The 25,006-nt window shown below is 71.6% G+C and carries 22 protein-coding genes; 20 read left to right on the top strand and 2 right to left on the bottom strand.

Translation table 11 applies throughout. The annotated features are described in order from the left end of the window. Positions 1-3 precede the first annotated feature (3 nt). The gene (locus ACIHCL_RS19475) at positions 4-2,208 is read right to left on the bottom strand and encodes an ATP-binding protein (protein ID WP_399863321.1); all 2,205 of its coding nucleotides are present in this window, start codon (positions 2,206-2,208) and stop codon (positions 4-6) included. A 215-nt stretch (positions 2,209-2,423) separates the two neighbouring features. Here ACIHCL_RS19475 and ACIHCL_RS19470 point away from each other — a divergent pair, with 215 nt between their 5' ends. The 14 genes from ACIHCL_RS19470 to nusB all read left to right on the top strand — a co-directional run bounded on the left by ACIHCL_RS19470 (position 2,424) and on the right by nusB (position 15,754). After that, on the top strand, positions 2,424-2,873 hold the full coding sequence (locus ACIHCL_RS19470) for a DUF948 domain-containing protein (RefSeq protein ID WP_399863319.1): 450 nt from the start codon (positions 2,424-2,426) through the stop codon (positions 2,871-2,873). Positions 2,874-2,880: 7 nt separating this feature from the next. Beyond that, entirely contained in the window at positions 2,881-3,261 is a 381-nt protein-coding gene (locus ACIHCL_RS19465; protein ID WP_399863316.1) for a hypothetical protein, read from the top strand. Continuing rightward, the gene (alaS, locus tag ACIHCL_RS19460; RefSeq protein WP_399863313.1) at positions 3,261-5,930 is read left to right on the top strand and encodes an alanine--tRNA ligase; all 2,670 of its coding nucleotides are present in this window, start codon (positions 3,261-3,263) and stop codon (positions 5,928-5,930) included. The genes ACIHCL_RS19465 and alaS overlap by 1 nt, the downstream gene beginning before the upstream one ends. A gap of 26 nt (positions 5,931-5,956) precedes the next feature. Further along, entirely contained in the window at positions 5,957-6,421 is a 465-nt protein-coding gene (gene ruvX, locus ACIHCL_RS19455; RefSeq protein ID WP_399863311.1) for a Holliday junction resolvase RuvX, read from the top strand. Positions 6,422-6,516: 95 nt separating this feature from the next. Further along, on the top strand, positions 6,517-8,322 hold the full coding sequence (mltG, locus tag ACIHCL_RS19450; protein WP_399863308.1) for an endolytic transglycosylase MltG: 1,806 nt from the start codon (positions 6,517-6,519) through the stop codon (positions 8,320-8,322). After that, complete coding sequence (locus tag ACIHCL_RS19445; RefSeq protein ID WP_399863306.1) at positions 8,309-9,142, top strand: shikimate dehydrogenase; 834 nt, start codon at positions 8,309-8,311, stop codon at positions 9,140-9,142. The genes mltG and ACIHCL_RS19445 overlap by 14 nt, the downstream gene beginning before the upstream one ends. Before the next feature lie 145 nt (positions 9,143-9,287). Further along, positions 9,288-10,472 (top strand): chorismate synthase, encoded by a 1,185-nt coding sequence (gene aroC, locus ACIHCL_RS19440; RefSeq protein ID WP_399863304.1) that lies wholly within the window; start codon positions 9,288-9,290, stop codon positions 10,470-10,472. Then, positions 10,469-10,978: a shikimate kinase gene (locus tag ACIHCL_RS19435; RefSeq protein ID WP_399863302.1), complete on the top strand. Its 510-nt coding sequence runs from the start codon at positions 10,469-10,471 to the stop codon at positions 10,976-10,978. Before aroC ends, ACIHCL_RS19435 begins: the two co-directional genes overlap by 4 nt. Before the next feature lie 5 nt (positions 10,979-10,983). Next, positions 10,984-12,075: a 3-dehydroquinate synthase gene (gene aroB, locus ACIHCL_RS19430; RefSeq protein WP_399863300.1), complete on the top strand. Its 1,092-nt coding sequence runs from the start codon at positions 10,984-10,986 to the stop codon at positions 12,073-12,075. Beyond that, a complete protein-coding gene (gene aroQ, locus ACIHCL_RS19425) occupies positions 12,072-12,512 on the top strand; it encodes a type II 3-dehydroquinate dehydratase (RefSeq protein ID WP_399863297.1) in 441 nt (146 codons plus the stop codon). The genes aroB and aroQ overlap by 4 nt, the downstream gene beginning before the upstream one ends. Before the next feature lie 129 nt (positions 12,513-12,641). Continuing rightward, the gene (locus ACIHCL_RS19420) at positions 12,642-13,448 is read left to right on the top strand and encodes a Pro-rich N-terminal domain-containing protein (RefSeq protein ID WP_399863295.1); all 807 of its coding nucleotides are present in this window, start codon (positions 12,642-12,644) and stop codon (positions 13,446-13,448) included. A gap of 148 nt (positions 13,449-13,596) precedes the next feature. Next, a complete protein-coding gene (locus ACIHCL_RS19415; RefSeq protein ID WP_399863293.1) occupies positions 13,597-14,703 on the top strand; it encodes an aminopeptidase P family protein in 1,107 nt (368 codons plus the stop codon). A 50-nt stretch (positions 14,704-14,753) separates the two neighbouring features. Next, complete coding sequence (efp, locus tag ACIHCL_RS19410) at positions 14,754-15,320, top strand: elongation factor P (RefSeq protein WP_399863291.1); 567 nt, start codon at positions 14,754-14,756, stop codon at positions 15,318-15,320. 2 nt (positions 15,321-15,322) lie between these two features. Next, complete coding sequence (nusB, locus tag ACIHCL_RS19405; protein ID WP_399863289.1) at positions 15,323-15,754, top strand: transcription antitermination factor NusB; 432 nt, start codon at positions 15,323-15,325, stop codon at positions 15,752-15,754. 235 nt (positions 15,755-15,989) lie between these two features. Here the strand turns inward: nusB and bldD are convergent, their stop codons facing one another. After that, complete coding sequence (gene bldD, locus ACIHCL_RS19400) at positions 15,990-16,490, bottom strand: transcriptional regulator BldD (protein WP_015032294.1); 501 nt, start codon at positions 16,488-16,490, stop codon at positions 15,990-15,992. Positions 16,491-16,710: 220 nt separating this feature from the next. On the opposite strand from bldD, the gene pyrR reads away from it, so the two are divergent. The 6 genes from pyrR to carB all read left to right on the top strand — a co-directional run bounded on the left by pyrR (position 16,711) and on the right by carB (position 24,691). Next, positions 16,711-17,295: a bifunctional pyr operon transcriptional regulator/uracil phosphoribosyltransferase PyrR gene (gene pyrR / locus ACIHCL_RS19395; protein ID WP_399863287.1), complete on the top strand. Its 585-nt coding sequence runs from the start codon at positions 16,711-16,713 to the stop codon at positions 17,293-17,295. Between the two features lie 90 nt (positions 17,296-17,385). Beyond that, positions 17,386-18,384 carry an aspartate carbamoyltransferase catalytic subunit gene (locus tag ACIHCL_RS19390; RefSeq protein WP_399863284.1) on the top strand — a complete coding sequence of 333 codons (999 nt, stop codon included), beginning with the start codon at positions 17,386-17,388 and terminating at the stop codon, positions 18,382-18,384. A 2-nt stretch (positions 18,385-18,386) separates the two neighbouring features. After that, the gene (locus ACIHCL_RS19385; RefSeq protein WP_399863282.1) at positions 18,387-19,673 is read left to right on the top strand and encodes a dihydroorotase; all 1,287 of its coding nucleotides are present in this window, start codon (positions 18,387-18,389) and stop codon (positions 19,671-19,673) included. Next, complete coding sequence (locus tag ACIHCL_RS19380) at positions 19,670-20,251, top strand: hypothetical protein (protein WP_399863280.1); 582 nt, start codon at positions 19,670-19,672, stop codon at positions 20,249-20,251. Before ACIHCL_RS19385 ends, ACIHCL_RS19380 begins: the two co-directional genes overlap by 4 nt. Continuing rightward, positions 20,248-21,390, top strand: coding sequence for a glutamine-hydrolyzing carbamoyl-phosphate synthase small subunit (gene carA / locus ACIHCL_RS19375; RefSeq protein WP_399863278.1), 1,143 nt, complete (start codon positions 20,248-20,250; stop codon positions 21,388-21,390). The genes ACIHCL_RS19380 and carA overlap by 4 nt, the downstream gene beginning before the upstream one ends. Then, positions 21,383-24,691, top strand: a complete 3,309-nt coding sequence (gene carB, locus ACIHCL_RS19370; protein WP_399863276.1) for a carbamoyl-phosphate synthase large subunit — start codon at positions 21,383-21,385, stop codon at positions 24,689-24,691. The genes carA and carB overlap by 8 nt, the downstream gene beginning before the upstream one ends. Positions 24,692-25,006: the final 315 nt, after the last annotated feature.

The raw sequence follows: 25,006 nt of genomic DNA, 5'->3' as shown, positions 1-25,006 counted from the left end.
AGCTCACGGTTCGCGCTCGGGCCCGCCCGCCCCCGGAATGGGGGACGGAGCGGGCCCCAGTGCTTTTCCGGGACCCGGCACCGTCCCGCGGGGACGGCCGGGTGCCCGGCGTCCGTCGGCGGGTCCGCTCGCCAGCACCCTCGCCACCACCGCGTCCAGGTCCAGCCGGGCGCCCGCGCGCAGCCCCGCCTCGTACGGCCCATCGCCCAGCTCCCGTCGCGCCAGGCGCTCGCAGCGTGCCCGCGACCGCCCGAAGTACGCCGAACCGAACAGGGGCGGTCCCACCGACGCCCAGATCCGGTCGGCGGCCCCCCGCAGCAGCGCGGCCTCCGCCGCGTCCCCCTCGACCACCGTGACCAGGGCCAGCAGCTCCAGGGCGAGCGCCGAGCCCACCAGGTCGTGGAAGGTGTGCGCATCGGTCAGGGACTCCCCGAGAAGTGCCCGGGCCCGGCCCGGCCGCCCCTCCTGCAATGCGGCGAAGGCCCGGACGTTCAGGGCGTACGAGAGGGCCCACCGCTCCCCGAGGTCGTCGCAGACCTCCGTGACCTCCTCGCAGATCGCCATCGCCTCGTCGAGATCCCCGCAGAACGCGACCGCCATCGCGAGTTCGACCCGGGCCATCAGCACGTTGCTGTTCAGCTCGCCCAGCTCCCAGTAGCGGCCGAGGGCCTCGGTCAGCAGCTCCCGCGCCCTGGCGATGTCGTCCGTGACGAGTGCCAGGCAGCCCAGCCGGTGCACCGCGTACGCCGTGGCCGTGGCGTCGCCCGCCCGGTCCGCCTCCTCCCGGCACTCGTGGAGCGCGGCGATCGCACCCACCGGGTCGCCCTGCACCACGGCGACCTGTCCGAGCACCCACAGCGCCTTCAGCCGCGAGGAGTCGTACGGCGACTCCTCCTCCAGCACGTGTTCCAGCCAGCGCCTGCCCTCCGCGAGGCGCCCGCAGCCCACCCAGAGAAACCAGAGGGTGCCCGCCAGGTACTGCGCGAGATGGGCCTCGCCCGGGATCTCCAGCGAACACTCCATCGCCTGCCGCAGGTTCGGCAGCTCGCTCGCCGCCCGGGCGGCCACCTGGTGCTGCCGGGGGCCGAACCAGTCCAGCTCGCACCAGGTCGCGAGCCCGACGAACCAGTCGCGGTGGCGGCGGCGCAGCCGGTCGGTGTCGCCCGCGGCCTCCAGCCACTCGGCGCCGTACTCGCGCATCGTGTCCAGCATCCGGTACCGGCTGCCGGCCGCCGGCTCCTCACGTACCACGACCGACCGCGCCAGCAGCCCGCCCAGCGCTTCGAGCACCGAGTCGGCCGGCAGACCGGCGCCGCCGCAGACGTACTCGGCCGCCTCCAGGTCGAACTGCCCGGCGAACACCGAGAGCCTCGCCCACAGCAGACGCTGCTCCGGAGTGCAGAGCTCGTGGCTCCAGCCGATGGCCGTCCGCAGCGTGCGGTGGCGCGGCAGCGCGCTGCGGCTGGAGCCGGCCAGCAGCCGGAACCGGTCGTCCAGGCGGCGCAGCACCTCCTCGACGGACAGGGCGCGCAGCCGCTCCGCGGCGAGTTCCAGCGCGAGCGGGATGCCGTCGAGGCGGCGGCACAGCTCCCGCACGGCCGCCCGGTTGCGCTCGGTCAGCCGGAAGCCCGGCCGCACCGCCGCGGCGCGCTCCGTGAAGAGCCGCAGCGCGTCCTCGTCCGTCATCGGCGCGAGCGGGAAGACGTGCTCGCCGTCCACGTCCAGCGGAAGCCGGCCGGCGGCCAGCACCCGCAGCCGCGGGTGCCGCCGCAGCAGTTCGCCCACCAGACCGGCGCAGGCGTCCACCAGATGCTCGAAGCCGTCGATCACCAGGAGGAGCCGGCGCCCGGTGAGCTCGTCGCGGAGGATCGTGCGGGGCGGTCGGCCGGTGTGGTCGCTGAGGCCCAGGGCGTCGACCACGGCGTGATCGAGCAGTTCGGGGTCGTGGACGGTGGACAGCTCCACCACGCGGACATCGCCGCAGTACCGTTTCTCCAAGAACGTGGCGACCTTGAGGGCGCAGCGGGTCTTGCCCACCCCGCCCGCGCCGGACACGGTGACGAGCCGCACCCGGTCCATCAGGCGGCCGAGCGCGGCGAGTTCGGCCTCCCGCCCCACGAATTCGCTGAGTTCCGCCGGGAGGTTGCCGACAGCGGTGGGGGTGCTCGGGCCGTGGGGAAGCCCGAGGGGACGTTGAGGGGGTCGCATGAAACACGCACAGTACTTGTTCGGGTGCTCTCCGTACAATCACCTGATGGGATCGCACGTCTGTCCTCCGGGAAAGCGGTACGGAGTGCGACCACCGGCGCGATAGGCTCGGGAGACGACGACTCGCCTTCGTGGTGGAGGGCGTCGGTACCGAAGAAGAGGCAGTACAAAGACAGCGACTATCCAGAGAGCGGTGCGCAGTGTCCGGTGGAGAGGTGGCCGGGATCCTGGTGGCCGTCTTCTGGGCGATCCTGGTTTCGTTCCTCGCCGTCGTACTGGTGAGGCTGGCCCAGACGCTCAGGGCGACCACCGAACTCGTGGCGGACGTGACCGAACAGGCCGTTCCGCTGCTCGCGGACGCCTCCGCCGCCGTGCGCTCCGCGCAGAGCCAGCTCGACCGGGTCGACGCGATCGCGACGGACGTCCAGGAAGTCACCTCGAACGCCTCGGCGCTCTCCACCACCGTCGCCTCGACCTTCGGCGGACCGCTCGTCAAGGTGGCCGCGTTCGGGTACGGGGTCCGGCAGGCCATCGGCCGCCGGTCCGGAGCCGAACCGGAAGCCGCCCGCCGGACGCCCCGGCGCACGGTGATCGTCGGCCGAGCCGTGCCCCCCGCGCGCGGTGGGAAGCGCACCGGCAGAAACCCCCGCGGACCGAAGGACTGACGCAGCGATGTTCCGCCGCACGTTCTGGTTCACCGCCGGCGCGGCAGCCGGTGTGTGGGCCACCGCCAAGGTCAACCGCAAGCTCCGGCAGCTGACCCCCGAGAGCCTCGCGGCACAGGCCGCCGACCGGGCCGTCGAGGCCGGTCACAAGATCAAGGACTTCGCCCTGGACGTCCGTGAGTCCATGGCGCGGCGCGAGGCGGAACTCGGCGAGGCGCTGGGCCTGGAGGCACCGGTCGACCTCGAGTCCCCGGCGCGGCCCCGCTTCGCCGTCGTCGAGGCGGCCGAGCCCGTCGGACCGCACCGGTCCCTCGCGGCCAGTGATCGCCGCACGCCTCCCGGCAGCCCGTACACCCCCAACTCGCACAACCGGAATGAGGACCACTGATGGAGTCGGCTGAAATTCGTCGCCGCTGGCTGAGCTTCTTCGAGGAGCGCGGTCACACCGTCGTCCCTTCGGCGTCGCTCATCGCGGACGACCCGACTCTGCTGCTGGTCCCCGCGGGCATGGTGCCCTTCAAGCCGTACTTCCTCGGTGAGGTCAAGCCGCCCGCCCCGCGTGTCACCAGCGTGCAGAAGTGCGTGCGCACGCCGGACATCGAGGAGGTCGGCAAGACCACCCGGCACGGCACGTTCTTCCAGATGTGCGGCAACTTCTCCTTCGGGGACTACTTCAAGGAGGGCGCCATCTCGCTCGCCTGGGAGCTGCTCACCAGCTCCGTGGCGGACGGTGGCTACGGCCTCGACCCCGAGCGGCTGTGGATCACGGTCTACCTCGACGACGACGAGGCCGAGCAGATCTGGCGCGACAAGATCGGCGTGCCGGCCGAGCGCATCCAGCGCCTGGGCAAGAAGGACAACTTCTGGTCCATGGGCGTCCCCGGACCCTGCGGTCCCTGTTCCGAGATCAACTACGACCGCGGCCCCGAGTTCGGCCCCGAGGGCGGCCCGGCCGTCAACGACGAGCGCTACGTGGAGATCTGGAACCTGGTCTTCATGCAGTACGAGCGCGGCGCCGGTGACGGCAAGGAGGACTTCCCGATCCTCGGCGACCTGCCGTCGAAGAACATCGACACGGGCCTCGGCCTGGAACGCCTCGCCATGATCCTGCAGGGCGTCCAGAACATGTACGAGACGGACACGCTCCAGGCCGTCATCGACAAGGGCACCGAGCTCACCGGCGTCGCCTACGGCAAGGCCCACGACAGCGACGTCTCGCTGCGTGTGGTCGCCGACCACATCCGCACCTCCGTGATGCTCGTCGGCGACGGCGTCACCCCCGGCAACGAGGGCCGGGGCTACGTGCTGCGCCGCATCATGCGCCGTGCCATCCGCAACATGCGGCTGCTGGGCGCCACCGGGCCGGTCGTCAAGGACCTGGTCGACGTCGTGGTCGACACGATGGGGCAGCAGTACCCGGAGCTGGTCACCGACCGCAAGCGGATCGAGACCGTCGCCCTCGCCGAGGAGGCCGCCTTCCTCAAGACGCTGAAGGCCGGCACCAACATCCTCGACACCGCCGTCACCGAGACCAAGGCCGTCGGCGGCAGGGTCCTCTCCGGCGACAAGGCGTTCCTGCTCCACGACACCTGGGGCTTCCCGGTCGACCTCACCCTGGAGATGGCCGCCGAGCAGGGCCTGTCCGTGGACGAGGACGGCTTCCGCCGCCTGATGAAGGAGCAGCGGGAGCGGGCCAAGGCCGACGCCAAGGCCAAGAAGACCGGCCACGCCGACCTGTCCGCCTACCGCACGGTCGCGGACAGCTCCGGCACCACCGAGTTCACCGGCTACACCACCACCGAGGGCGAGTCCACCGTCGTCGGCCTGCTCGTCGACGGCGTGCCCTCGCCCGCCGCCTCCGAGGGCGACGAGGTCGAGGTCGTCCTGGACCGCACCCCGTTCTACGCCGAGGGCGGCGGCCAGCTGGCCGACCAGGGCCGGATCCGGCTGGACAGCGGGGCCGTCATCCAGGTCCGCGACGTCCAGCAGCCCGTGCCCGGCGTCTCCGTCCACAAGGGCTCGGTCCAGGTCGGCGAGGTGACCGTGGGCGCCGCGGCCCACGCCGCCATCGACACCACCCGCCGCCGCGCCATCGCCCGCGCCCACAGCGCCACGCACCTCACGCACCAGGCGCTGCGCGACGCGCTGGGCCCGACGGCCGCCCAGGCCGGTTCGGAGAACTCGCCGGGCCGCTTCCGCTTCGACTTCGGTTCGCCGTCGGCCGTGCCGGGCACGGTCCTCACCGACGTCGAGCAGAAGATCAACGAGGTCCTGTCCCGCGACCTCGACGTGCACGCCGAGGTCATGCCGATCGACGAGGCCAAGAAGCAGGGCGCCATCGCCGAGTTCGGCGAGAAGTACGGCGAGCAGGTCCGGGTCGTCACCATCGGGGACTTCTCCAAGGAGCTGTGCGGCGGCACGCACGTCCACAACACCGCCCAGCTCGGTCTGGTGAAGCTGCTCGGCGAATCGTCCATCGGTTCCGGTGTGCGCCGCATCGAGGCCCTCGTCGGCGTCGACGCGTACAACTTCCTCGCCCGCGAGCACACGGTCGTCGCCCAGCTCCAGGAGCTGGTCAAGGGACGTCCCGAGGAGCTTCCGGAGAAGATCGCGGGCATGCTCGGCAAGCTGAGGGACGCAGAGAAGGAGATCGAGAAGTTCCGCGCGGAGAAGGTCCTCCAGGCCGCCGCCGGGCTCGCCGAGTCCGCCGAGGACGTCCGGGGCGTGGCCCTGGTCACCGGACAGGTCCCGGACGGCACCTCGGCCGACGACCTGCGCAAGCTGGTCTTCGACGTGCGCGGACGCATCCAGGGCGGCCGTCCGGCCGTCGTGGCCCTGTTCACCACGGCGAACGGGCGCCCGCTGACCGTGATCGCCACCAACGAGGCCGCCCGTGAACGCGGTCTCAAGGCGGGCGACCTGGTCCGCACGGCCGCCAAGACCCTCGGCGGCGGAGGCGGCGGCAAGCCGGACGTCGCGCAGGGTGGCGGCCAGAACCCCGAGGCCGTCGGCGAGGCCGTGGCCGCCGTCGAACGCCTCGTCGCCGAGACGGCGTGACGGCGGACGTGACGGGAGCGACGGGGATGCGCCGCGGCCGCCGTCTCGCGATCGACGTCGGAGACGCCCGGATCGGGGTCGCCTCGTGCGACCCCGACGGGATCCTCGCCACGCCGGTGGAGACCGTGCCGGGACGCGACGTCCCGGCGGCCCACCGGCGGCTGAGGCAGATCGTCGAGGAGTACGAGCCCATCGAGATCATCATCGGCCTGCCGCGTTCCCTCGGCGGCGGCGAAGGGCCGGCCGCCGCCAAGATCCGGGTCTTCGCCCAGGAGGTGGCCCGCTCCGTCGCACCCATTCCGGTGCGGCTGGTGGACGAGCGGATGACCACGGTGACGGCCAGTCAGGGACTGCGCGCCTCGGGCGTGAAGTCGAAGAAGGGCCGTTCCGTCATCGATCAGGCGGCGGCCGTGGTGATCCTCCAGAACGCCCTGGAGTCCGAACGGGCGTCCGGCAGAGCGCCGGGCGAAGGCGTCGAAATGGCCCGCTGATCGCGATACGGTAACGTTCCGCGCGATGCGGCGGTGTTCGAACAAGCACCGCACAGCGAAGAGACGGAACACCGTCTCGCGGCTCTAGGGGATCGATGACTGAGTATGGCCGGGGTCCCGGCTCCGAACCGTGGCATCCCGAGGACCCCTTGTACGGGGACCAGGGATGGGGAGGACAGCAGTCCGCCCACGGCCGGAACCAGTACGGCGGCGGGCAGCAGCCCTACCCTCAGGACCCCTACCAGCAGGACCCCTACCACCAGGGTCCGTACGGCCAGGACGGCCATGCACAGCAGCCGCACCAGGACCCCTACGCGCAGCAGCCGCACCAGGACCCGTACGCGCAGCACCCGCACCCGTCCGATCCGTACGGGCAGCAGTACCACCTGCAGCAGCCCCCGTACGGAACCCCGCAGGACCCGTACGCGCAGCAGCAGCCCCCGCAGGCCCAGCAGCCCCCGTACGGCGACGGCGGCTGGGACACGGGGCAGCAGCCGCACGACCCCCACGCGGCCGACCCGTACGGCGGTCGGCAGGGCGGCTACGGCGAGACGCCCGACCCGTACGGCACGCAGGGCGCCTATCCGCCGCCGCAGCCCCCGGCCGGCCGTGACGCCGCCCCCGGACCGACCCCCGGACCGGCCCAGGCGAAGCACCCGGACTGGGACCCGGAGGACCAGCCGGAAGAGACCCATCCCTTCTTCACCGGCACCGACGCCCCGGGCGGCAAGGACGACCACGGGGACGAGGACGACGCGTACGACGACGATCCGCCCGCGTCGCGCCGGACCGCGCGCGGTGGCGGCGAGCGCCGGGGCAAGGGCAAGAAGAAGAGCCGCAACGGCTGCGCCTGTCTGGGCGTCGCGGTGGTCCTGATCGGCGGTGCCGGGGGAGCGGCGTACCTCGGCTACTCGTTCTGGCAGGACAAGTTCGGTGCCCCGCCGGACTACGTCGGACAGGGCACCGGCCAGGTCGAGGTCGAGATCGAGAAGGGCGCCTACGGCTACGACATCGGCAACATCCTGAAGAAGAAGGGGGTCGTCAAGAGCGTCGACGCGTTCGTCGCCGCGCAGAAGGAGAACCCCAGCGGCGGGCAGATCCAGGCCGGCGTCTATCTGCTCCGCGAGAAGATGTCCGCGGCCGAGGCCGTCAAGATGATGGTCGACCCGAAGAACCAGAACCTGCTGATCATCCCCGAGGGAACGCGCAACGGCGCGGTCTACGCGATGATCGACAAACGGCTCGGGGTCAAGTCCGGAACGACCAAGGACGTCGCCGTGAACGACACGGGCCGGCTCGGACTGCCGGCCTGGGCGCAGGGGCACGAGAAACTCAAGGACCCGCTGGAAGGATTCCTCTATCCGGCGGGATATCCGGTCACCAAGGGGATGAAGCCCGAGACCGTCCTCAAGATGATGGTCGACCGGGCGAATTCCGAGTACAAGAAACTCGATCTCGAAGGCAATGCCAAGAAGCACGATCTGAACGGTGCCTGGGAACTGCTCACCACCGCTAGCCTGGTCCAGGCCGAGGGCAAGACGCACGACGACTTCCGGAAGATGGCCGAGGTCGTCTACAACCGCCTCAAGGTGACGAATACCGAGACGAACCGCTATCTGCAGTTCGACTCGACGTACAACTATCTCAAGGGCCAGAGCGAGATCAAGATCGGTGAACAGGAGATCAAGAAGAACCAGGACCCGTACAACACGTACACCCAGAAGGGTCTGACGCCCGGTCCGATCGGAAATCCCGGGGCGGAGGCGCTGGCCGCCGTGCTGAAACCGACCTCGGACGGCTGGATCTACTTCGTGGCGACCGACGGAAACAGCAAGACCGAATTCGCCAAGAACTACGACGACTTCCTGAAACTCAAGGAAAAGTTCGATGCCCTCGAATGACCGGCGCCGCGCGGCCGTCCTCGGCTCGCCCATCGCCCACTCGCTCTCCCCGGTCCTGCACCGGGCCGCGTACGCGGAACTCGGCCTCGCTCACTGGACGTACGACCGGTTCGAGATCGACGAGCAGGCACTGCCCGGCTTCGTCGATGGACTCGACTCCTCCTGGGCCGGACTGTCCCTGACCATGCCGCTCAAGCGCGTGGTCATCCCGCTGCTGGACTCCGTCAGCGAGACCGCCTCGTCGGTGGAGGCCGTCAACACGGTCGTGTTCACCGAGGAGGGCCGGCGCACCGGCGACAACACCGACATCCCCGGCATGATCGCCGCCCTGCGGGAACGCGGCGTCGAGAAGGTCGAATCGGCTGCCGTCCTCGGTGCCGGGGCGACCGCCTCCTCGGCGCTCGCCGCCCTGTCCGAGGTCTGCGCGGGGCCGGTCACGGCGTACGTCCGCAGTGCGGAACGCGGCCGGGAGATGCTCGGCTGGGGCGAGCGCCTCGGCGTCGACGTCAGGACCGCCGACTGGGCACGGGCCGACGAGGCGCTGCACGCCCCCCTGGTCATCGCCACTACTCCGGCCGGCACCACCGACGCGCTGACCGGCGCCGTACCGGAGCGGCCCGGCACGCTCTTCGACGTGCTGTACGAGCCCTGGCCGACCGCGCTGGCCGCCGCGTGGACGGCCCGCGGCGGCTCGGTCGTCGGGGGACTCGACCTCCTGGTGCACCAGGCGGTGCTCCAGGTCGAGCTGATGACCGGCCGCGTCCCGGCGCCGCTCGCGGCCATGCGACGGGCCGGGGAGGCGGCGCTCGCCGCCCGCTGACCCCCGCTGAGGGCGGGGAGCGGACGTCCGCCTGCTGGACCGCGGCCGGTGCACGCCCCCGGACGTGGGAGGATCGTGGCGGCGGGCCGGGGCCGCGCACCCGGTCGCGCCGTCGCAGTTGCAGGCGCGAGCATGAGGAGCACCGTTGAGCAGGTTGCGCTGGCTGACCGCGGGGGAGTCGCACGGCCCCGCACTCGTGGCGACGCTGGAGGGTCTCCCCGCCGGCGTCCCGATCACCACGCAGATGGTGGCGGACGCGCTGGCGCGGCGACGGCTCGGTTACGGCCGAGGGGCGCGGATGAAGTTCGAGAAGGACGAGGTCACCTTCCTCGGCGGGGTGCGCCACGGGCTCACCCTGGGTTCCCCGGTCGCCGTGATGGTGGGCAACACCGAGTGGCCCAAGTGGGAGCAGGTCATGTCGGCCGACCCGGTCGACCCCGAGGTGCTCGCCGAGCTGGCCCGCAACGCCCCGCTCACCCGGCCGCGCCCCGGCCACGCCGACCTGGCCGGCATGCAGAAGTACGACTTCGACGAGGCCCGGCCGATCCTGGAGCGCGCCAGCGCCCGGGAGACCGCGGCCCGGGTCGCGCTCGGCACCGTCGCCCGGTCGTACCTGGAGGAGACCGCCGGCATCGAGATCGTCAGCCACGTCGTCGAACTGGCCGCGGCCAAGGCGCCCCGCGGTGTCGTCCCGACGCCCGCCGACGTCGGGCGGCTCGACGCCGACCCCGTGCGCTGCTTCGACGCCGACGCCAGCGCGGCGATGGTCGCCGAGATCGACCGGGCCCACAAGGAGGGCGACACCCTCGGCGGCGTCGTCGAGGTGCTGGCGTACGGGGTGCCCGTCGGCCTCGGCTCGCACGTCCACTGGGACCGCCGTCTCGACGCCCGGCTCGCCGCGGCGCTGATGGGCATTCAGGCCATCAAGGGCGTCGAGGTCGGCGACGGCTTCGACCTGGCCCGTGTCCCCGGCTCGAAGGCGCACGACGAGATCCTGGTCACCGAGGACGGGATCCGCCGCGCCACCGGCCGCTCCGGCGGCACCGAGGGCGGACTGAGCACCGGCGAGCTGCTGCGGGTCCGCGCCGCGATGAAGCCCATCGCAACCGTGCCGCGCGCGCTCGCCACCGTCGACGTCACCACCGGCGAGCCCGCCAAGGCCCACCACCAGCGCTCCGACGTCTGCGCCGTCCCGGCCGCGGGCATCGTCGCCGAGGCGATGGTCGCCCTGGTCCTGGCCGACGCCGTCGCGGAGAAGTTCGGCGGCGACAGCGTCACCGAAACCCGGCGCAACGTGCGGTCGTACCTTGAGCAGCTGAGGATTCGATGAGCGGCCCGCTGGTCGTCCTCGTCGGCCCGATGGGCGTCGGCAAGTCCACCGTCGGGCAGTTGCTGGCCGAACGGCTCGGCGCCGTGTACCGGGACACCGACGCGGACATCGTGGCGGCCGAGGGCCGGGAGATCTCGGACATCTTCGTCGACGACGGCGAGCCGCACTTCCGCGAGCTGGAGCGGCGGGCCGTACGGGCCGCCGTCGCCGAACACGAGGGCGTCCTCGCCCTCGGCGGCGGCGCGGTCCTCGACGCGGGGACACGGGAGTTGCTGTCCCCACTGCCCGTCGCCTATCTCTCGATGGACGTCGAGGAGGCGGTCCGGCGCACCGGCCTCAACGTCGCCCGGCCGCTGCTGGCCGTCAACCCGCGCAAGCAGTGGCGCGAGCTGATGGAGGCCCGCCGCCCCCTGTACACCGAGGTGGCGCGCGTGACCGTCGCCACCGACGGCCGCACCCCCGAAGAGGTCGCCCAAGCGGTCCTCGACGCACTGGAGTTGAAGTAGGAGACATGACGGACGCAGTGACCCGCATCCATGTCGCGGGCAGCGCGGGCACCGACCCGTACGACGTGCTGATCGGACGCCAGCTCCTCGGCGAGCTGCCCGCGCTCATCGGCGACCGGGCCCGGCGCGTCGCGGTGCTGCATCCCGAGGCACTGGCCGAGACCGGTGACGCGGTCCGCCAGGACCTCGCCGAGCAGGGCTACGAGGCCATCGCCGTCCAGGTGCCCAACGCGGAGGAGGCCAAGACCGCCGAGGTCGCCGCGTACTGCTGGAAGGCCCTGGGCCAGTCCCACTTCACGCGTTCCGACGTCATCGTCGGCGTCGGCGGCGGGGCCACCACCGACCTCGCCGGCTTCGTCGCCGCGACGTGGCTGCGCGGGGTGCGCTGGATCGCGGTGCCCACGACCGTGCTCGCCATGGTCGACGCGGCCGTGGGCGGCAAGACCGGCATCAACACCGCCGAGGGCAAGAACCTCGTCGGAGCCTTCCACCCGCCCGCCGGGGTCCTGTGCGACCTCGCCGCCCTGGACTCGCTGCCCGTCCACGACTACGTCAGCGGCCTGGCCGAGATCATCAAGGCCGGGTTCATCGCGGACCCGGTCATCCTCGACCTGATCGAGGCGGACCCGGAGGGCGCCCGCACGCCCGCCGGACCGCACACCGCCGAACTGCTCGAACGTTCCATCAGGGTCAAGGCCGACGTCGTCTCCGGCGACCTCAAGGAGTCCGGGCGGCGCGAGATCCTCAACTACGGCCACACCCTGGCCCACGCCATCGAGAAGAACGAGCGCTACAAGTGGCGGCACGGCGCGGCCGTCTCGGTCGGCATGGTCTTCGCGGCCGAGCTGGGCCGGCTGGCCGGACGCCTCGACGACGCCACCGCCGAGCGGCACCGCGCCGTCCTGGAATCCGTCGGGCTGCCCCTCACCTACCGTGGCGACCAGTGGCCCCGGCTGCTGGAGACGATGAAGGTCGACAAGAAGTCCCGCGGCGACCTGCTGCGCTTCATCGTCCTCGACGGCCTCGGCAAGCCCGCCGTGCTGGAGGGCCCCGACCCGGCCGTCCTGCTCGCCGCCTTCGGGGAGGTGTCGGCGTGAGCCGCCGGGTCCTCGTCCTCAACGGGCCGAACCTCGGCCGTCTCGGATCCCGCGAACCCGACGTGTACGGCTCCACCTCGTACGCCGGACTCGTCGAGACCTGCCGGGCCGTCGGCGAGGAACTGGGCCTGGCGGTCGAGGTCCGGGAGACCAACGACGAGGGGGAGCTGATCCGCTGGCTCCACGAGGCCGCGGACGGATCGATCCCGGTCGTCCTCAACCCGGGCGCCTTCACCCACTACTCGTACGGGATGCGGGACGCGGCGGCCCAGCGCACCGCCCCGCTGATCGAGGTGCACATCTCGAACCCGTACGCGCGCGAGGAGTTCCGTCACACCTCCGTGGTCGCGCCGGTCGCCACCGGGACCGTGGCCGGATTCGGTATCGGTTCCTACCGTCTCGCCCTGCGTGCCCTCGCGGACGAGATGACCGGCTGACGGATCGGCACGTCCGACGGCCGCCGGGCACTGACGGCCGTCCCCGTCCGTTCACCCGGTGGCGGCCGGGGACGGTACCGTTGCCGTCGCACCAGCCCCAGTTGCCTGTACGAGACGGAGTGGCACCGGATGCAGCACGCGATGGGAGCCCCGCCGCCACCGCCCAGGGGTCCGGCGGGCGGAACCGCCGGCTGGACGCACCAGGCCGGGCAACCGGGCCATCCCGGCCCCCCGGCCCCGCCCGCTGCCGGGAGCTGGAGCGGACCGGCTCCGCAGCACGTCTCCGCACCCCCCGCCAGGGAGACCACCGGGCGCGTCCCGCTGCCGCCCGGCGGGCCCGTCGCACTGCCCGCGCCGCCCGCCGAGCCCGGCACCGGCGCCGCGACCCTCGCCGTCCTGCTGATCGGCCCGGCGGGGGCGGGCAAGACCACCGTGGCCAGGCTCTGGGCCGGCCGCCGTCGCGTCCCCACGGCCCACATCAGCCTCGACGACGTCCGCGAATGGGTCTGCTCCGGCTTCGCCGACCCGCAGTCGGGGTGGAACGAGCACTCCGAGGCCCAGTACCGCCTCGCCCGCCGCACCTGCGGTTTCGCCGCCCGCAATTTTCTGGCCAACGGCATCTCCTGCATCCTGGACGACGCCGTCTTCCCGGACCGGCCCGTCGTCGGCCTCGGCGGCTGGAAGCGCCACGTCGGCCCCGGGCTGCTGCCCGTCGTCCTGCTGCCCGGCCTGGAGGTCGTGCTGGAGCGCAATGCCGCCCGCAGCGGGAACCGCCGTCTCGCCGACGAGGAGGTCGCCCGCATCCACGGCCGGATGGCGGGCTGGTACGGCTCCGGGCTGCCGATCATCGACAACTCGACGTACGACGTGGAGACCACGGCCCGGGTCCTGGACGACGTGCTCGCCCGCGCCATCAGCAGCCCGCCCTCCTGGTGAACAGCGCCCCGGGGGCACCCTCCGTGCGGTATGAAGCGGTCCGTGCGGTATGAGCGGACAGCGTTCCCGGAACGCCGACGGGCCCGGGAGCGGTCCGGTCGGACGCGCTGACCGAGCGGGTCCGGGCCACCCCTCGTAGGCTCGTGGCATGTCAGACGTGTACGCCGTCCGTCGCGGGCTGCTCCGCGACCGGTGCGCCGCCGTCGGATCCGCGGCCGCGCTGGTCTCCCGTCCCGCCAACGTCCGTTACCTCGCGGGCGGAGCGCCCCCCGGCGCCGTGCTGCTGCTCGGCCCCGGCGAGGACGTCCTGCTCCGCCCCCGCGACGCGGTCGTCGAACCGGGGGACGGGCGCCCCGACGACCGGTTGAGGACGATGTCCCTGTCGGCCGCCGACGGGGATCCGGTGGTGGCCGCCGCCGAACGGGCCGCCACGTCGGGCGCGGAGTCACTGGCCGTCGAGGAGCACCACCTGACGGTCTCCCGCCACCGCGCCATGGGCTCGGTCGCCCCGCGGCTCCGGCTGGCCGGTCTCGGCCCCACCGTCGAGCAGCTGCGGGTGGTCAAGGACGAGGAGGAGATCGCCTGCCTGCGGATCGCCGCCGAGATCACCGATCAGGCTCTCGGTGAACTCCTGGAGTCCATCCTGGTCGGCCGCACCGAGCGGCACCTCGCCCTGGAGCTGGAACGCCGGCTGGTGGACCACGGGGCCGACGGCCCGGCCTTCCCCACCTCCGTGGCCACCGGGCCGAACTCGGGCCGGGGCCGCCACCGCCCCTCGGACCGCCGGGTGGAGGAGGGGGACTTCCTGTCCGTCTGCCTCGGCGCCAGCTACCGGGGCTATCGTTGCGAGATCGGCCGCACCTTCGTGATCGGCACGGCCCCCGCCGACTGGCAGATCGAGCTGTACGACCTGGTCTTCGCCGCTCAGCGGGCCGGGCGCGAGGCTCTCGTCCCCGGCGCCGCCTACCGTGACGTGGACCGCGCGGCCCGCTGTCTGCTGGATTCGGCGGGGCACGGAGGAGGTCTCGCGCCGTGCACCGGTCACGGGGTGGGACTCGAAATCGACGAGGACCCGCAACTGGCACCCGCGTCCATGGGTAAACTGGACGCTTGCGTGCCGGTCACCGTCGAACCCGGGGTCCACCTCCCGGGCCGGGGCGGAGTCCGGATCGATGACACGCTCGTCGTGCGCCCCGAGGCGGACGGCGGACCCGAGCTACTCACCATCACGACCAAGGAGCTGCTCGCGCTCTGACGCGTTTCCTCGGTCGTTCAACCAGCTTCAGTCCAGGAGATTCCGCAACCGTGGCATCCACGAACGACCTCAAGAACGGCCTGGTGCTCAAGCTCGACGGAGGCCAGCTCTGGTCCGTCGTCGAGTTCCAGCACGTCAAGCCCGGCAAGGGACCGGCCTTCGTGCGCACCAAGCTCAAGAACGTGCTTTCCGGAAAGATCGTCGACAAGACGTTCAACGCCGGCGTGAAGGTCGAGACGGCCACCATCGACCGCAGCGACATGCAGTTCTCGTACATGGACGGCGACTACTTCGTCTTCATGGACATGGACACCTACGACCAGCTCCTGGTCGACCGCAAGGTCGTCGGCGACGCCGCCAACTTCCTTGTCGAGGGCTTCACCGCCTCCGTCGCCCAGTACCAGGGCGAAGTGCTCTATGTCGAGCTGCCCGCCGCCGTCGAACTGACCGTCCAGCACACCGAGCCGGGCGTCCAGGGCGACCGTTCCACCGGTGGCAGCAAGCCCGCCACGCTGGAGACCGGATACGAGATCGGTGTCCCGCTCTTCATCACCACGGGTGAGAAGATCAAGGTCGACACCCGCACGGGCGACTACCTCGGTCGGGTGAACAGCTGACCGTGGCCGCCCGGACCAAGGCCCGTAAGCGCGCCTTCCAGATCCTCTTCGAGGCCGACCAGCGCGGCGCCCCCGTGCAGACGGTCCTGGCGGACTGGGTGCGGCACTCGCGGGCCGACCACCGTCAGCCGCCGGTCACCGAGTACACGATGGAACTCGTCGAGGGGTACGCGCGACACGCGGACCGTATCGACGAGCTCATCGCGACCTACGCGGTGGACTGGGAGATCGACCGCATGCCGGTCGTCGACCGGAACATCCTGCGGCTCTGCGCGTACGAGCTGATATGGGTCGACGAGACCCCGGACGCGGTGGTGATCGACGAGGCGGTTCAGCTCGCCAAGGAGTTCTCCACCGATGACTCCCCGTCCTTCGTGAACGGGCTGCTGGCCCGCTTCAAGGACCTGAAGCCGAAGCTCCGCCGGGAGCAGTAGCCCCCGGAGCCGTCCTTCGGCAGTCGTGGAGCCCGCGGTCCTCGGACCGCGGGCTCCACGACGTTCGGGAGGGATTTGTGACCCCGGCGGCTTCGGTGGGGCCCGGTGACAGCCCAGGGGGCGACGCGGAAGCCGTGCCGGCACGAGCCGCGCACGACGCAAAGAGCCGTGCCGACGGGTCACCCGGAGGGGAGGCCCGCGTCGGCACGGCGACACGTTTCTGCGGGGGAAGAGCTCAGTTCTCCTCGTGGGCGACGGCACGGCGCGCGTCCGCGTCGAGCACGCCCCAGCTGATCAGCTGCTCCGTGAGCACGGACGGCGACTGGTCGTAGATCACCGCCAGGGTGCGCAGGTCGTCCTGGCGGATCGAGAGCACCTTGCCGTTGTAGTCACCGCGCTGGCTCTGGATCGTCGCGGCGTAGCGCTGGAGCGGCCCGGCCTTCTCCTGCGGGACATGGGCCAGGCGCTCCAGGTCCAGAACGAGCTTCGGCGGCGGCTCGGCGGCCCCGCCGGGCGTCGTGCCGGGCAGGAGCTCCTGCACCGGGACCCCGTAGAAGTCCGCGAGCTCGGCGAGGCGCTGCACGGTCACGGCACGGTCGCCGCGCTCGTACGAACCGACCACGACGGCCTTCCAGCGGCCCTGCGACTTCTCCTCCACGCCGTGGAGGGAGAGGCCCTGCTGGGTGCGGATGGCGCGGAGTTTGGCCCCGAGCTGTTTGGCGTATTCGCTGGACATAAGGCTCCCCGGACGCTGGAACAATGCGCGGCTCCGCCGCGTTGCTGGTGACTCACTGTGAGGTTACGCAGCGTTACTTGGCTGCGTCAAGCCGAATGGTCCGGACCGACACCCACGGGGGTGCGATCGGAACCCGGTACAAGCCCTGCTACCGTGGATGACGCAAATTCGACGTCCTTTAACGTCCGTCCCGTGAGGCGGAGAAGGAGGTCCGTTTCTTATGGACGCACAGCATGAACCGCCCGGCAATGCGGCACGCCCCGTTCTGGAGGCCCCCGACGTCTCCCGGGCGCTGACCCGGATCGCCCACGAGATCGTCGAACGCGCCAAGGGCGCCGACGACGTGGTGCTCCTCGGCATCCCGACACGAGGTGTCTTCATCGCCCGTCGGCTGGCCGAAAAACTCCAGGAGATCACCGGCCGGGAGATGCCGGTCGGCTCCCTCGACATCACCATGTACCGCGACGATCTGCGGCTGCGCCCGGCGCGGGCCCTGGCCCGCACCGAGATCCCCGGGGAAGGCATCGAGGGCCGCCTGGTGGTCCTGGTGGACGACGTCCTCTTCTCGGGCCGCACGATCCGTGCCGCGCTCGACGCGCTGGGCGACATCGGCCGCCCCCGAGCCGTGCAGCTCGCGGTCCTCGTCGACCGCGGCCACCGCGAGCTCCCGATCCGCGCCGACTACGTCGGCAAGAACCTCCCCACGTCGCTGCGGGAGACGGTCAAGGTCCAGCTCTCCGAGGAGGACGGCCGCGATGCCGTGCTGCTCGGCGTGCGGCGGACCGCCCTGGCCGGCGAGCAGTAGCCGCACTTCACCCGTACGGAGGACACCTGTGCCCGTACGGCCGCTTCCGCACGCCCGCATGCCCGAAACCTCCTTCGGAGAACACCCCAGATGAAGCGTCACCTCATCTCGGCCGCCGACCTCACCCGCGACGACGCCGTCCTGATCCTCGACACCGCCGAGGAGATGGCCCGGGTCGCGGACCGGCCGATCAAGAAGCTCCCCACCCTGCGCGGACGCACCGTCGTCAACCTCTTCTTCGAGGACTCGACGCGCACCCGCATCTCCTTCGAGGCGGCCGCCAAGCGCCTCTCCGCCGATGTCATCAACTTCTCCGCGAAGGGCTCGTCCGTCTCCAAGGGCGAGTCGCTCAAGGACACCGCGCTGACCCTGGAGGCGATGGGCGCCGACGCCGTCGTCATCCGCCACGGCGCCGCCGGCGCCGCGTACCGGCTCGCCACCTCCGGCTGGATCGACGGTGCCGTCGTCAACGCCGGCGACGGCACCCACGAGCACCCCACCCAGGCCCTGCTGGACGCCTTCACGATGCGCCGCCGCCTGGTCGGCGCCGACAGCGGCCTGGGCCGGGACCTGGAGGGCCGGCGGATCACCATCGTCGGCGACATCCTGCACAGCCGCGTCGCGCGCTCCAACGTCCACCTGCTGACCACGCTCGGCGCCCAGGTCACCCTCGTGGCCCCGCCGACCCTCGTCCCGATCGGCGTCGAGCGCTGGCCGTGCGAGGTCAGCTACGGCCTCGACGAGGTGCTGTCGAAGTCCGACGCGGTGATGATGCTGCGGGTGCAGAGCGAGCGGATGAACGCCGCGTTCTTCCCGACCGAGCGCGAGTACTCCCGCCGCTACGGCCTGGACGCCGACCGGATGGCGAAGATGCCCGAGCACGCCGTCGTCATGCACCCCGGCCCGATGGTCCGCGGCATGGAGATCACCGCGGAGGTCGCCGACTCCGAGCGGTGCACGGCCGTCGAGCAGGTCGCCAACGGCGTCTCGATCCGCATGGCCGTCCTCTATCTGCTGCTGGGCGGCGCCCAGCCCGCCGTCCCGGCCCCCCAGTCGCCCGCCCCCGCCCGTACCGAGGAGAACCAGTGACCATGAGCAAGACCCTGATCCGTGGTGCGAAGATCCTCGGCGGCGAGGTCCGGGACGTCCTGATCGACGGCGAGACCATCGCCGCGGTCGGCACCGGTCTCGACGCCGGTGACGCCACCGTCGTCGACGCGGCGGGCCTGATCCTGCTGCCCGGTCTCGTCGACCTCCACACCCACCTGCGCGAGCCCGGCCGCGAGGACTCCGAGACGGTGCTCACCGGCACGAAGGCCGCGGCCGTCGGCGGCTTCACCGCCGTGCACGCCATGGCGAACACCTTCCCGGTCGCCGACACCGCCGGCGTCGTCGAGCAGGTCTGGCGGCTCGGCAAGGAGTCCGGCTACTGCGATGTGCAGCCCGTCGGCGCCGTCACCGTCGGCCTGGAGGGCAGGAAGCTCGCCGAACTCGGAGCCATGCACGACTCGGCCGCCGGGGTGAAGGTCTTCTCCGACGACGGCAAGTGCGTCGACGACGCGGTGATCATGCGCCGCGCGCTGGAGTACGTGAAGGCGTTCGACGGGGTCGTCGCCCAGCACGCCCAGGAGCCGCGCCTCACCGAGGGCGCCCAGATGAACGAGGGCGTCGTCTCCGCCGAACTGGGTCTCGGCGGCTGGCCGGCCGTCGCCGAGGAGTCGATCATCGCCCGCGACGTGCTGCTCGCCGCCCACGTCGGCTCCCGGGTGCACATCTGCCACCTCTCGACCGCCGGTTCCGTCGAGATCGTCCGCTGGGCCAAGTCCAAGGGCTGGAACGTCACCGCCGAGGTCACCCCGCACCACCTGCTCCTCACCGACGAGCTCGTGCGGACCTACGACCCGGTCTACAAGGTGAACCCGCCGCTGCGCACCGAGGCCGATGTGACGGCCCTGCGCGAGGCGCTCGCCGACGGCACCATCGACTGCGTCGCCACCGACCACGCCCCGCACCCGCACGAGGACAAGGACTGCGAGTGGGCCGCCGCCGCCATGGGCATGGTGGGTCTGGAGACCGCGCTCTCCGTCGTCCAGCAGACCATGGTGGACACCGGCCTGCTCGACTGGGCGGGCGTCGCGGACCGGATGTCGTTCCGCCCGGCCGCCATCGGCCGGCTGGCGGGACACGGCCGTCCCGTCTCGGCCGGTGAGCCGGCCAACCTGACCCTGGTCGATCCGGCATACCGTGGTGTGGTGGACCCCGCGGGCTTCGCCTCCCGCAGCCGCAACACTCCGTACGAGGGGCGTGAGCTGCCGGGCCGAGTCACCCACACCTTCCTGCGGGGCCGCGCCACGGTCGTCGACGGGAAGCTCGCGTGACATCACTCACCCCCCTGTACCTCCGGCTCGCCGCCGAGCAGAAGTCGGCCGAGGTGACCGACTGGCCCGCTCGCATCAGCTGGGTCGTCGGACTGCTCGTTTTCATCGCCTTCGTCTACTGGCTCATGCGCCAGGGGTGGAAGTGGCGCGGCAGCCTCCAGTCCGATCTGCCGGAGCTCCCGGCCAGGCCGGAAGGGTTCGCCGGCGGCGGCGAGGCGCTGACGCTCACCGGCCGGTACCACGCCTCGACGACCGCCGGACAGTGGCTCGACCGGATCGTCGCCCGCGGTCTCGGCACCCGCAGCCGGGTCGAGCTCACCCTGACCGACCAGGGACTGGACGTCGTGCGCCCCGGCGCGGCCGACTTCTTCGTCCCCGCCGCCGCACTGCGCGGGGCCCGGCTCGACCAGGGCATCGCGGGCAAGGTCCTCCCCGAGGGCGGTCTGCTGATCATCACCTGGGCGCACGGCGACCGGCTGATCGACTCCGGATTCCGCTCCGACCACTCGGCCGAACACGCCGCCTGGGTCGAGGCCGTCGACCAACTCACCAGCACTACGGAAGGCACCGCACGATGACGATCTCCGCCCGGGGAGCCGGCAGAGCTCCCGCCGTACTCGTCCTGGAGGACGGCCGCACCTTCCGCGGCCGTGCCTACGGGGCCGTGGGGGAGACCTTCGGCGAGGCGGTGTTCTCCACCGGCATGACCGGCTACCAGGAGACGCTGACCGACCCCTCCTACCACCGCCAGGTGGTCGTGATGACCACTCCGCACGTCGGCAACACCGGCGTCAACGACGACGACCCCGAGTCGAAGCGGATCTGGGTCTCCGGCTACGTCGTCCGCGACCCCGCCCGGATACCGTCCAACTGGCGCGCGCGGCGCTCGCTCGACGAGGAACTGGAGAGCCAGGGCGTCGTCGGCATCAGCGGCATCGACACCCGCGCCCTCACCCGCCACCTGCGCGAGCGCGGCGCCATGCGTGTCGGGATCTTCTCCGGCGACGCGCTGGCCGACGAGGCCACGCTCCTGGCCCGCGTCCAGGAGGTGCCGGAGATGGCGGGCGCCGACCTCTCCGCCGAGGTCGCCACCAAGGAGCCGTACGTCGTCCCCGCGATCGGCACCAAGAGGTTCACCGTCGCCGCGATCGACCTCGGCATAAAGGGCATGACCGCGAACCGACTGGCCGAGCGCGGCGTGGAGGTGCACGTGCTGCCCGCCACGGCCACGCTGGAGGACGTGTACGCGGTCGAGCCCGACGGCGTGTTCTTCTCCAACGGCCCCGGCGACCCGGCCACCGCCGACCACCCGGTCTCCATCATGCGCGGCGTCCTGGAACGCGGCACCCCGCTCTTCGGCATCTGCTTCGGCAACCAGATCCTGGGCCGTGCCCTCGGCTTCGGCACGTACAAGCTGAAGTACGGCCACCGCGGCATCAACCAGCCCGTGCAGGACCGCACGACCGGCAAGGTCGAGATCACCACGCACAACCACGGCTTCGCCGTCGACGCCCCCCTCGACACGGTCTCCGACACCGAGTTCGGCCGCGCCGAGGTCTCCCACGTCTGCCTGAACGACCAGGTCGTCGAGGGACTCCGGCTCCTCGACCGGCCCGCCTTCAGCGTCCAGTACCACCCCGAGGCGGCCGCCGGCCCGCACGACGCCGCGTACCTCTTCGACCGTTTCATCTCCCTGATGGAGGACCGGCGTGCCTAAGCGCTCCGACATCCAGTCCGTCCTGGTCATCGGCTCCGGCCCGATCGTCATCGGGCAGGCCGCCGAGTTCGACTACTCCGGCACCCAGGCATGCCGCGTCCTCAAGGCCGAGGGCCTGCGCGTCATCCTGGTCAACTCCAACCCGGCCACGATCATGACCGACCCGGAGATCGCCGACGCCACGTACGTCGAGCCGATCACCCCCGAGTTCGTCGAGAAGATCATCGCCAAGGAGCGCCCCGACGCGCTCCTTCCCACCCTGGGCGGCCAGACCGCGCTCAACACCGCGATCTCCATGCACGAGAACGGTGTCCTGGAGAAGTACGGCGTCGAGCTGATCGGCGCCAACGTCGAGGCCATCCACAAGGGCGAGGACCGCGACCTCTTCAAGGGGGTCGTCGAGGCGGTCCGCACCAGGACCGGCCACGGCGAGTCCGCCCGCTCGGTCATCTGCCACTCCATGGACGAGGTCCTGGCGGGGGTCGAGACGCTCGGGGGCTACCCCGTGGTGGTCCGCCCCTCCTTCACCATGGGCGGCGCCGGCTCCGGCTTCGCGCACGACGAGGAGGAACTGCGCCGCATCGCCGGCCAGGGCCTGACGCTCTCCCCGACCACCGAGGTGCTCCTGGAGGAGTCCATCCTCGGCTGGAAGGAGTACGAGCTGGAGCTGATGCGCGACAAGAACGACAACGTCGTGGTCGTCTGCTCCATCGAGAACTTCGACCCGATGGGCGTCCACACCGGTGACTCGATCACCGTCGCCCCGGCGATGACACTCACCGACCGCGAGTACCAGCGGCTGCGCGACATCGGCATCGCGATCATCCGCGAGGTCGGCGTCGACACCGGCGGCTGCAACATCCAGTTCGCCGTCGACCCGGCCGACGGCCGGATCATCGTCATCGAGATGAACCCCCGGGTCTCCCGCTCCTCGGCGCTCGCCTCCAAGGCCACCGGCTTCCCGATCGCCAAGATCGCCGCCAAGCTGGCCGTCGGCTACACGCTCGACGAGATCCCCAACGACATCACCGAGCAGACCCCGGCCTCCTTCGAGCCGACCCTCGACTACGTCGTGGTCAAGGCCCCCCGGTTCGCCTTCGAGAAGTTCCCCTCCGCCGACTCCACCCTCACCACCACCATGAAGTCGGTGGGCGAGGCCATGGCGATCGGCCGCAACTTCACCGAGGCGCTCCAGAAGGCGCTGCGCTCCCTGGAGAAGAAGGGCTCCCAGTTCTCCTTCGTCGCAGACCCCGGCGACAAGGACGAACTGCTCGCCGAGGCGGTCCGCCCGACCGACGGCCGGATCAACGCCGTCATGCAGGCGATCCGGGCCGGCGCCACCGGGCAGGAGGTCTTCGAGGCCACCGGGATCGACCCCTGGTTCGTCGACCAGCTCTTCCTGCTCAAGGAGATCGCCGACGAACTGGCCGGCGCCGAGAAACTCGTCCCCGAACTGCTCGCGGAGGCCAAGCGCCACGGCTTCTCCGACCAGCAGATCGGCGAGATCCGCGGACTGCGCGAGGACGTGGTCCGCGAGGTGCGGCACGCGCTGGGCGTGCGCCCGGTGTACAAGACGGTCGACACCTGCGCCGCCGAGTTCGCGGCGAGGACGCCGTACTTCTACTCGTCCTACGACGAGGAGACCGAGGTCGCCCCGCGCGAGAAGCCCGCGGTCATCATCCTCGGCTCCGGCCCCAACCGCATCGGTCAGGGCATCGAGTTCGACTACTCCTGCGTCCACGCCTCCTTCGCGCTGAGCGACGCGGGTTACGAGACCGTGATGGTCAACTGCAACCCGGAGACCGTCTCCACCGACTACGACACCTCCGACCGGCTGTACTTCGAGCCGCTGACGCTGGAGGACGTGCTGGAGATCGTGCACGCGGAGACCCTCGCGGGCCCGGTCGCCGGCGTCATCGTCCAGCTCGGCGGCCAGACCCCGCTCGGTCTGGCGCAGGCGCTCAAGGACAACGGCGTCCCCGTCGTCGGCACGCCGCCGGAGGCCATCCACGCCGCCGAGGACCGCGGCGCCTTCGGCCGCGTCCTGGCCGAGGCCGGGCTGCCCGCGCCGAAGCACGGCACGGCCACCACGTTCGGCGAGGCCAAGGCCATCGCCGACGAGATCGGCTACCCCGTCCTCGTCCGGCCCTCGTACGTGCTCGGCGGGCGCGGCATGGAGATCGTCTACGACGAGGCCCGGCTCTCCGCGTACATCGCCGAGTCCACCGAGATCAGCCCCACCCGGCCGGTCCTGGTCGACCGCTTCCTCGACGACGCCATCGAGATCGATGTCGACGCCCTCTACGACGGCACCGAGCTCTACCTCGGGGGCGTCATGGAGCACATCGAGGAGGCCGGCATCCACTCCGGCGACTCCGCCTGCGCGCTGCCCCCGATCACCCTCGGCGGCTTCGACATCAAGCGGCTGCGGGTCTCCACCGAGGGCATCGCCAAGGGCGTCGGCGTCCGCGGACTGATCAACATCCAGTTCGCGCTCTCCGGCGACATCCTGTACGTCCTGGAGGCCAACCCGCGGGCCTCGCGCACCGTTCCCTTCACCTCGAAGGCGACCGCGGTCCCGCTGGCCAAGGCCGCCGCCCGGATCTCGCTGGGCGCGACCGTCGCCGAACTGCGCGCGGAGGGGCTGCTGCCCGCGCACGGCGACGGCGGCACCCTGCCGCTCGACGCGCCGATCTCCGTCAAGGAGGCCGTCCTGCCGTGGTCGCGCTTCCGCGACATCCACGGCCGCGGCGTCGACACCGTCCTCGGCCCGGAGATGCGCTCCACCGGCGAGGTCATGGGCATCGACTCGGCCTTCGGCACGGCCTACGCCAAGTCGCAGTCCGGCGCCTACGGACCGCTGCCCACCAAGGGCCGCGCGTTCATCTCGGTGGCCAACCGCGACAAGCGCTCGATGATCTTCCCGGCGCGCGAACTCGTCGCCCACGGCTTCGAGCTGCTCGCCACCTCCGGAACCGCCGAGGTCCTCAAGCGCAACGGCATCAGTGCCACGGTCGTGCGCAAGCAGTCCGAGGGCCCCGGGCCCAACGGCGAGCGGACCATCGTCCAGCTGATCCACGACGGCGATGTCGACCTGATCGTCAACACGCCGTACGGCACCGGCGGCCGGCTCGACGGCTACGAGATCCGTACCGCCGCCGTGGCCCGGTCCGTGCCGTGCCTGACGACGGTCCAGGCGCTCGCCGCCGCCGTTCAGGGCATCGACGCGCTCACCCACGGAGACGTCGGTGTCCGCTCCCTCCAGGAGCACGCGCGGTACCTGACCGCGGCCCGCGACTAGTGCCGCATCAGGCAACGTTCGCCCCGTCGCGACGTCCGGCACGCCCTCTCGCCGCACCGGCCGAAAACCCGAGTACGTCCAGTACGAGGGTTTCCGGCCGGCACACCGAGAGCACGTACCGGACGGGCTCCTTGACGGGCAAACGTTGCCTGCCGCCTAGTGCCATGACCGGCAACGTCCGCCCCGTCGCCGCGCCCGGCGCTTCCCCGAGCCTCCGGCTCCGTCCGGGTGGGGAAGGCCCCGCCCGCGGCGTCGGCCAGGGGCCCACGTAGCCCCTTCCCACGAGCGCTCGGCCTCGTCCGAGCGGGGGAGGGG

The sequence above is a fragment of the Streptomyces sp. NPDC052042 genome (genome assembly GCF_044548345.1).
Taxonomy (GTDB): Bacteria; Actinomycetota; Actinomycetes; order Streptomycetales; family Streptomycetaceae; genus Streptomyces.
The sequence above is the reverse complement of the archived record's forward strand: the minus strand, read 5'-3'. Positions and strand labels throughout refer to the sequence as shown.

Bases quoted from the DNA above. Each gene is read 5' to 3' on its own strand.
- ACIHCL_RS19475 (WP_399863321.1), bottom strand. From the start codon at position 2,208: ATGCGACCCCCTCAACGTCCCCTCGGGCTTCCCCACGGCCCGAGCACC.
- mltG (WP_399863308.1), top strand. From the start codon at position 6,517: ATGACTGAGTATGGCCGGGGTCCCGGCTCCGAACCGTGGCATCCCGAG.
- ACIHCL_RS19390 (WP_399863284.1), top strand. From the start codon at position 17,386: ATGAAGCGTCACCTCATCTCGGCCGCCGACCTCACCCGCGACGACGCC.
- ACIHCL_RS19465 (WP_399863316.1), top strand. From the start codon at position 2,881: ATGTTCCGCCGCACGTTCTGGTTCACCGCCGGCGCGGCAGCCGGTGTG.
- pyrR (WP_399863287.1), top strand. From the start codon at position 16,711: ATGGACGCACAGCATGAACCGCCCGGCAATGCGGCACGCCCCGTTCTG.
- bldD (WP_015032294.1), bottom strand. From the start codon at position 16,490: ATGTCCAGCGAATACGCCAAACAGCTCGGGGCCAAACTCCGCGCCATC.
- alaS (WP_399863313.1), top strand. From the start codon at position 3,261: ATGGAGTCGGCTGAAATTCGTCGCCGCTGGCTGAGCTTCTTCGAGGAG.
- ACIHCL_RS19420 (WP_399863295.1), top strand. From the start codon at position 12,642: ATGCAGCACGCGATGGGAGCCCCGCCGCCACCGCCCAGGGGTCCGGCG.
- ACIHCL_RS19385 (WP_399863282.1), top strand. From the start codon at position 18,387: ATGAGCAAGACCCTGATCCGTGGTGCGAAGATCCTCGGCGGCGAGGTC.
- ACIHCL_RS19415 (WP_399863293.1), top strand. From the start codon at position 13,597: ATGTCAGACGTGTACGCCGTCCGTCGCGGGCTGCTCCGCGACCGGTGC.
- ACIHCL_RS19435 (WP_399863302.1), top strand. From the start codon at position 10,469: ATGAGCGGCCCGCTGGTCGTCCTCGTCGGCCCGATGGGCGTCGGCAAG.
- carA (WP_399863278.1), top strand. From the start codon at position 20,248: ATGACGATCTCCGCCCGGGGAGCCGGCAGAGCTCCCGCCGTACTCGTC.
- ruvX (WP_399863311.1), top strand. From the start codon at position 5,957: ATGCGCCGCGGCCGCCGTCTCGCGATCGACGTCGGAGACGCCCGGATC.
- aroB (WP_399863300.1), top strand. From the start codon at position 10,984: ATGACGGACGCAGTGACCCGCATCCATGTCGCGGGCAGCGCGGGCACC.
- ACIHCL_RS19445 (WP_399863306.1), top strand. From the start codon at position 8,309: ATGCCCTCGAATGACCGGCGCCGCGCGGCCGTCCTCGGCTCGCCCATC.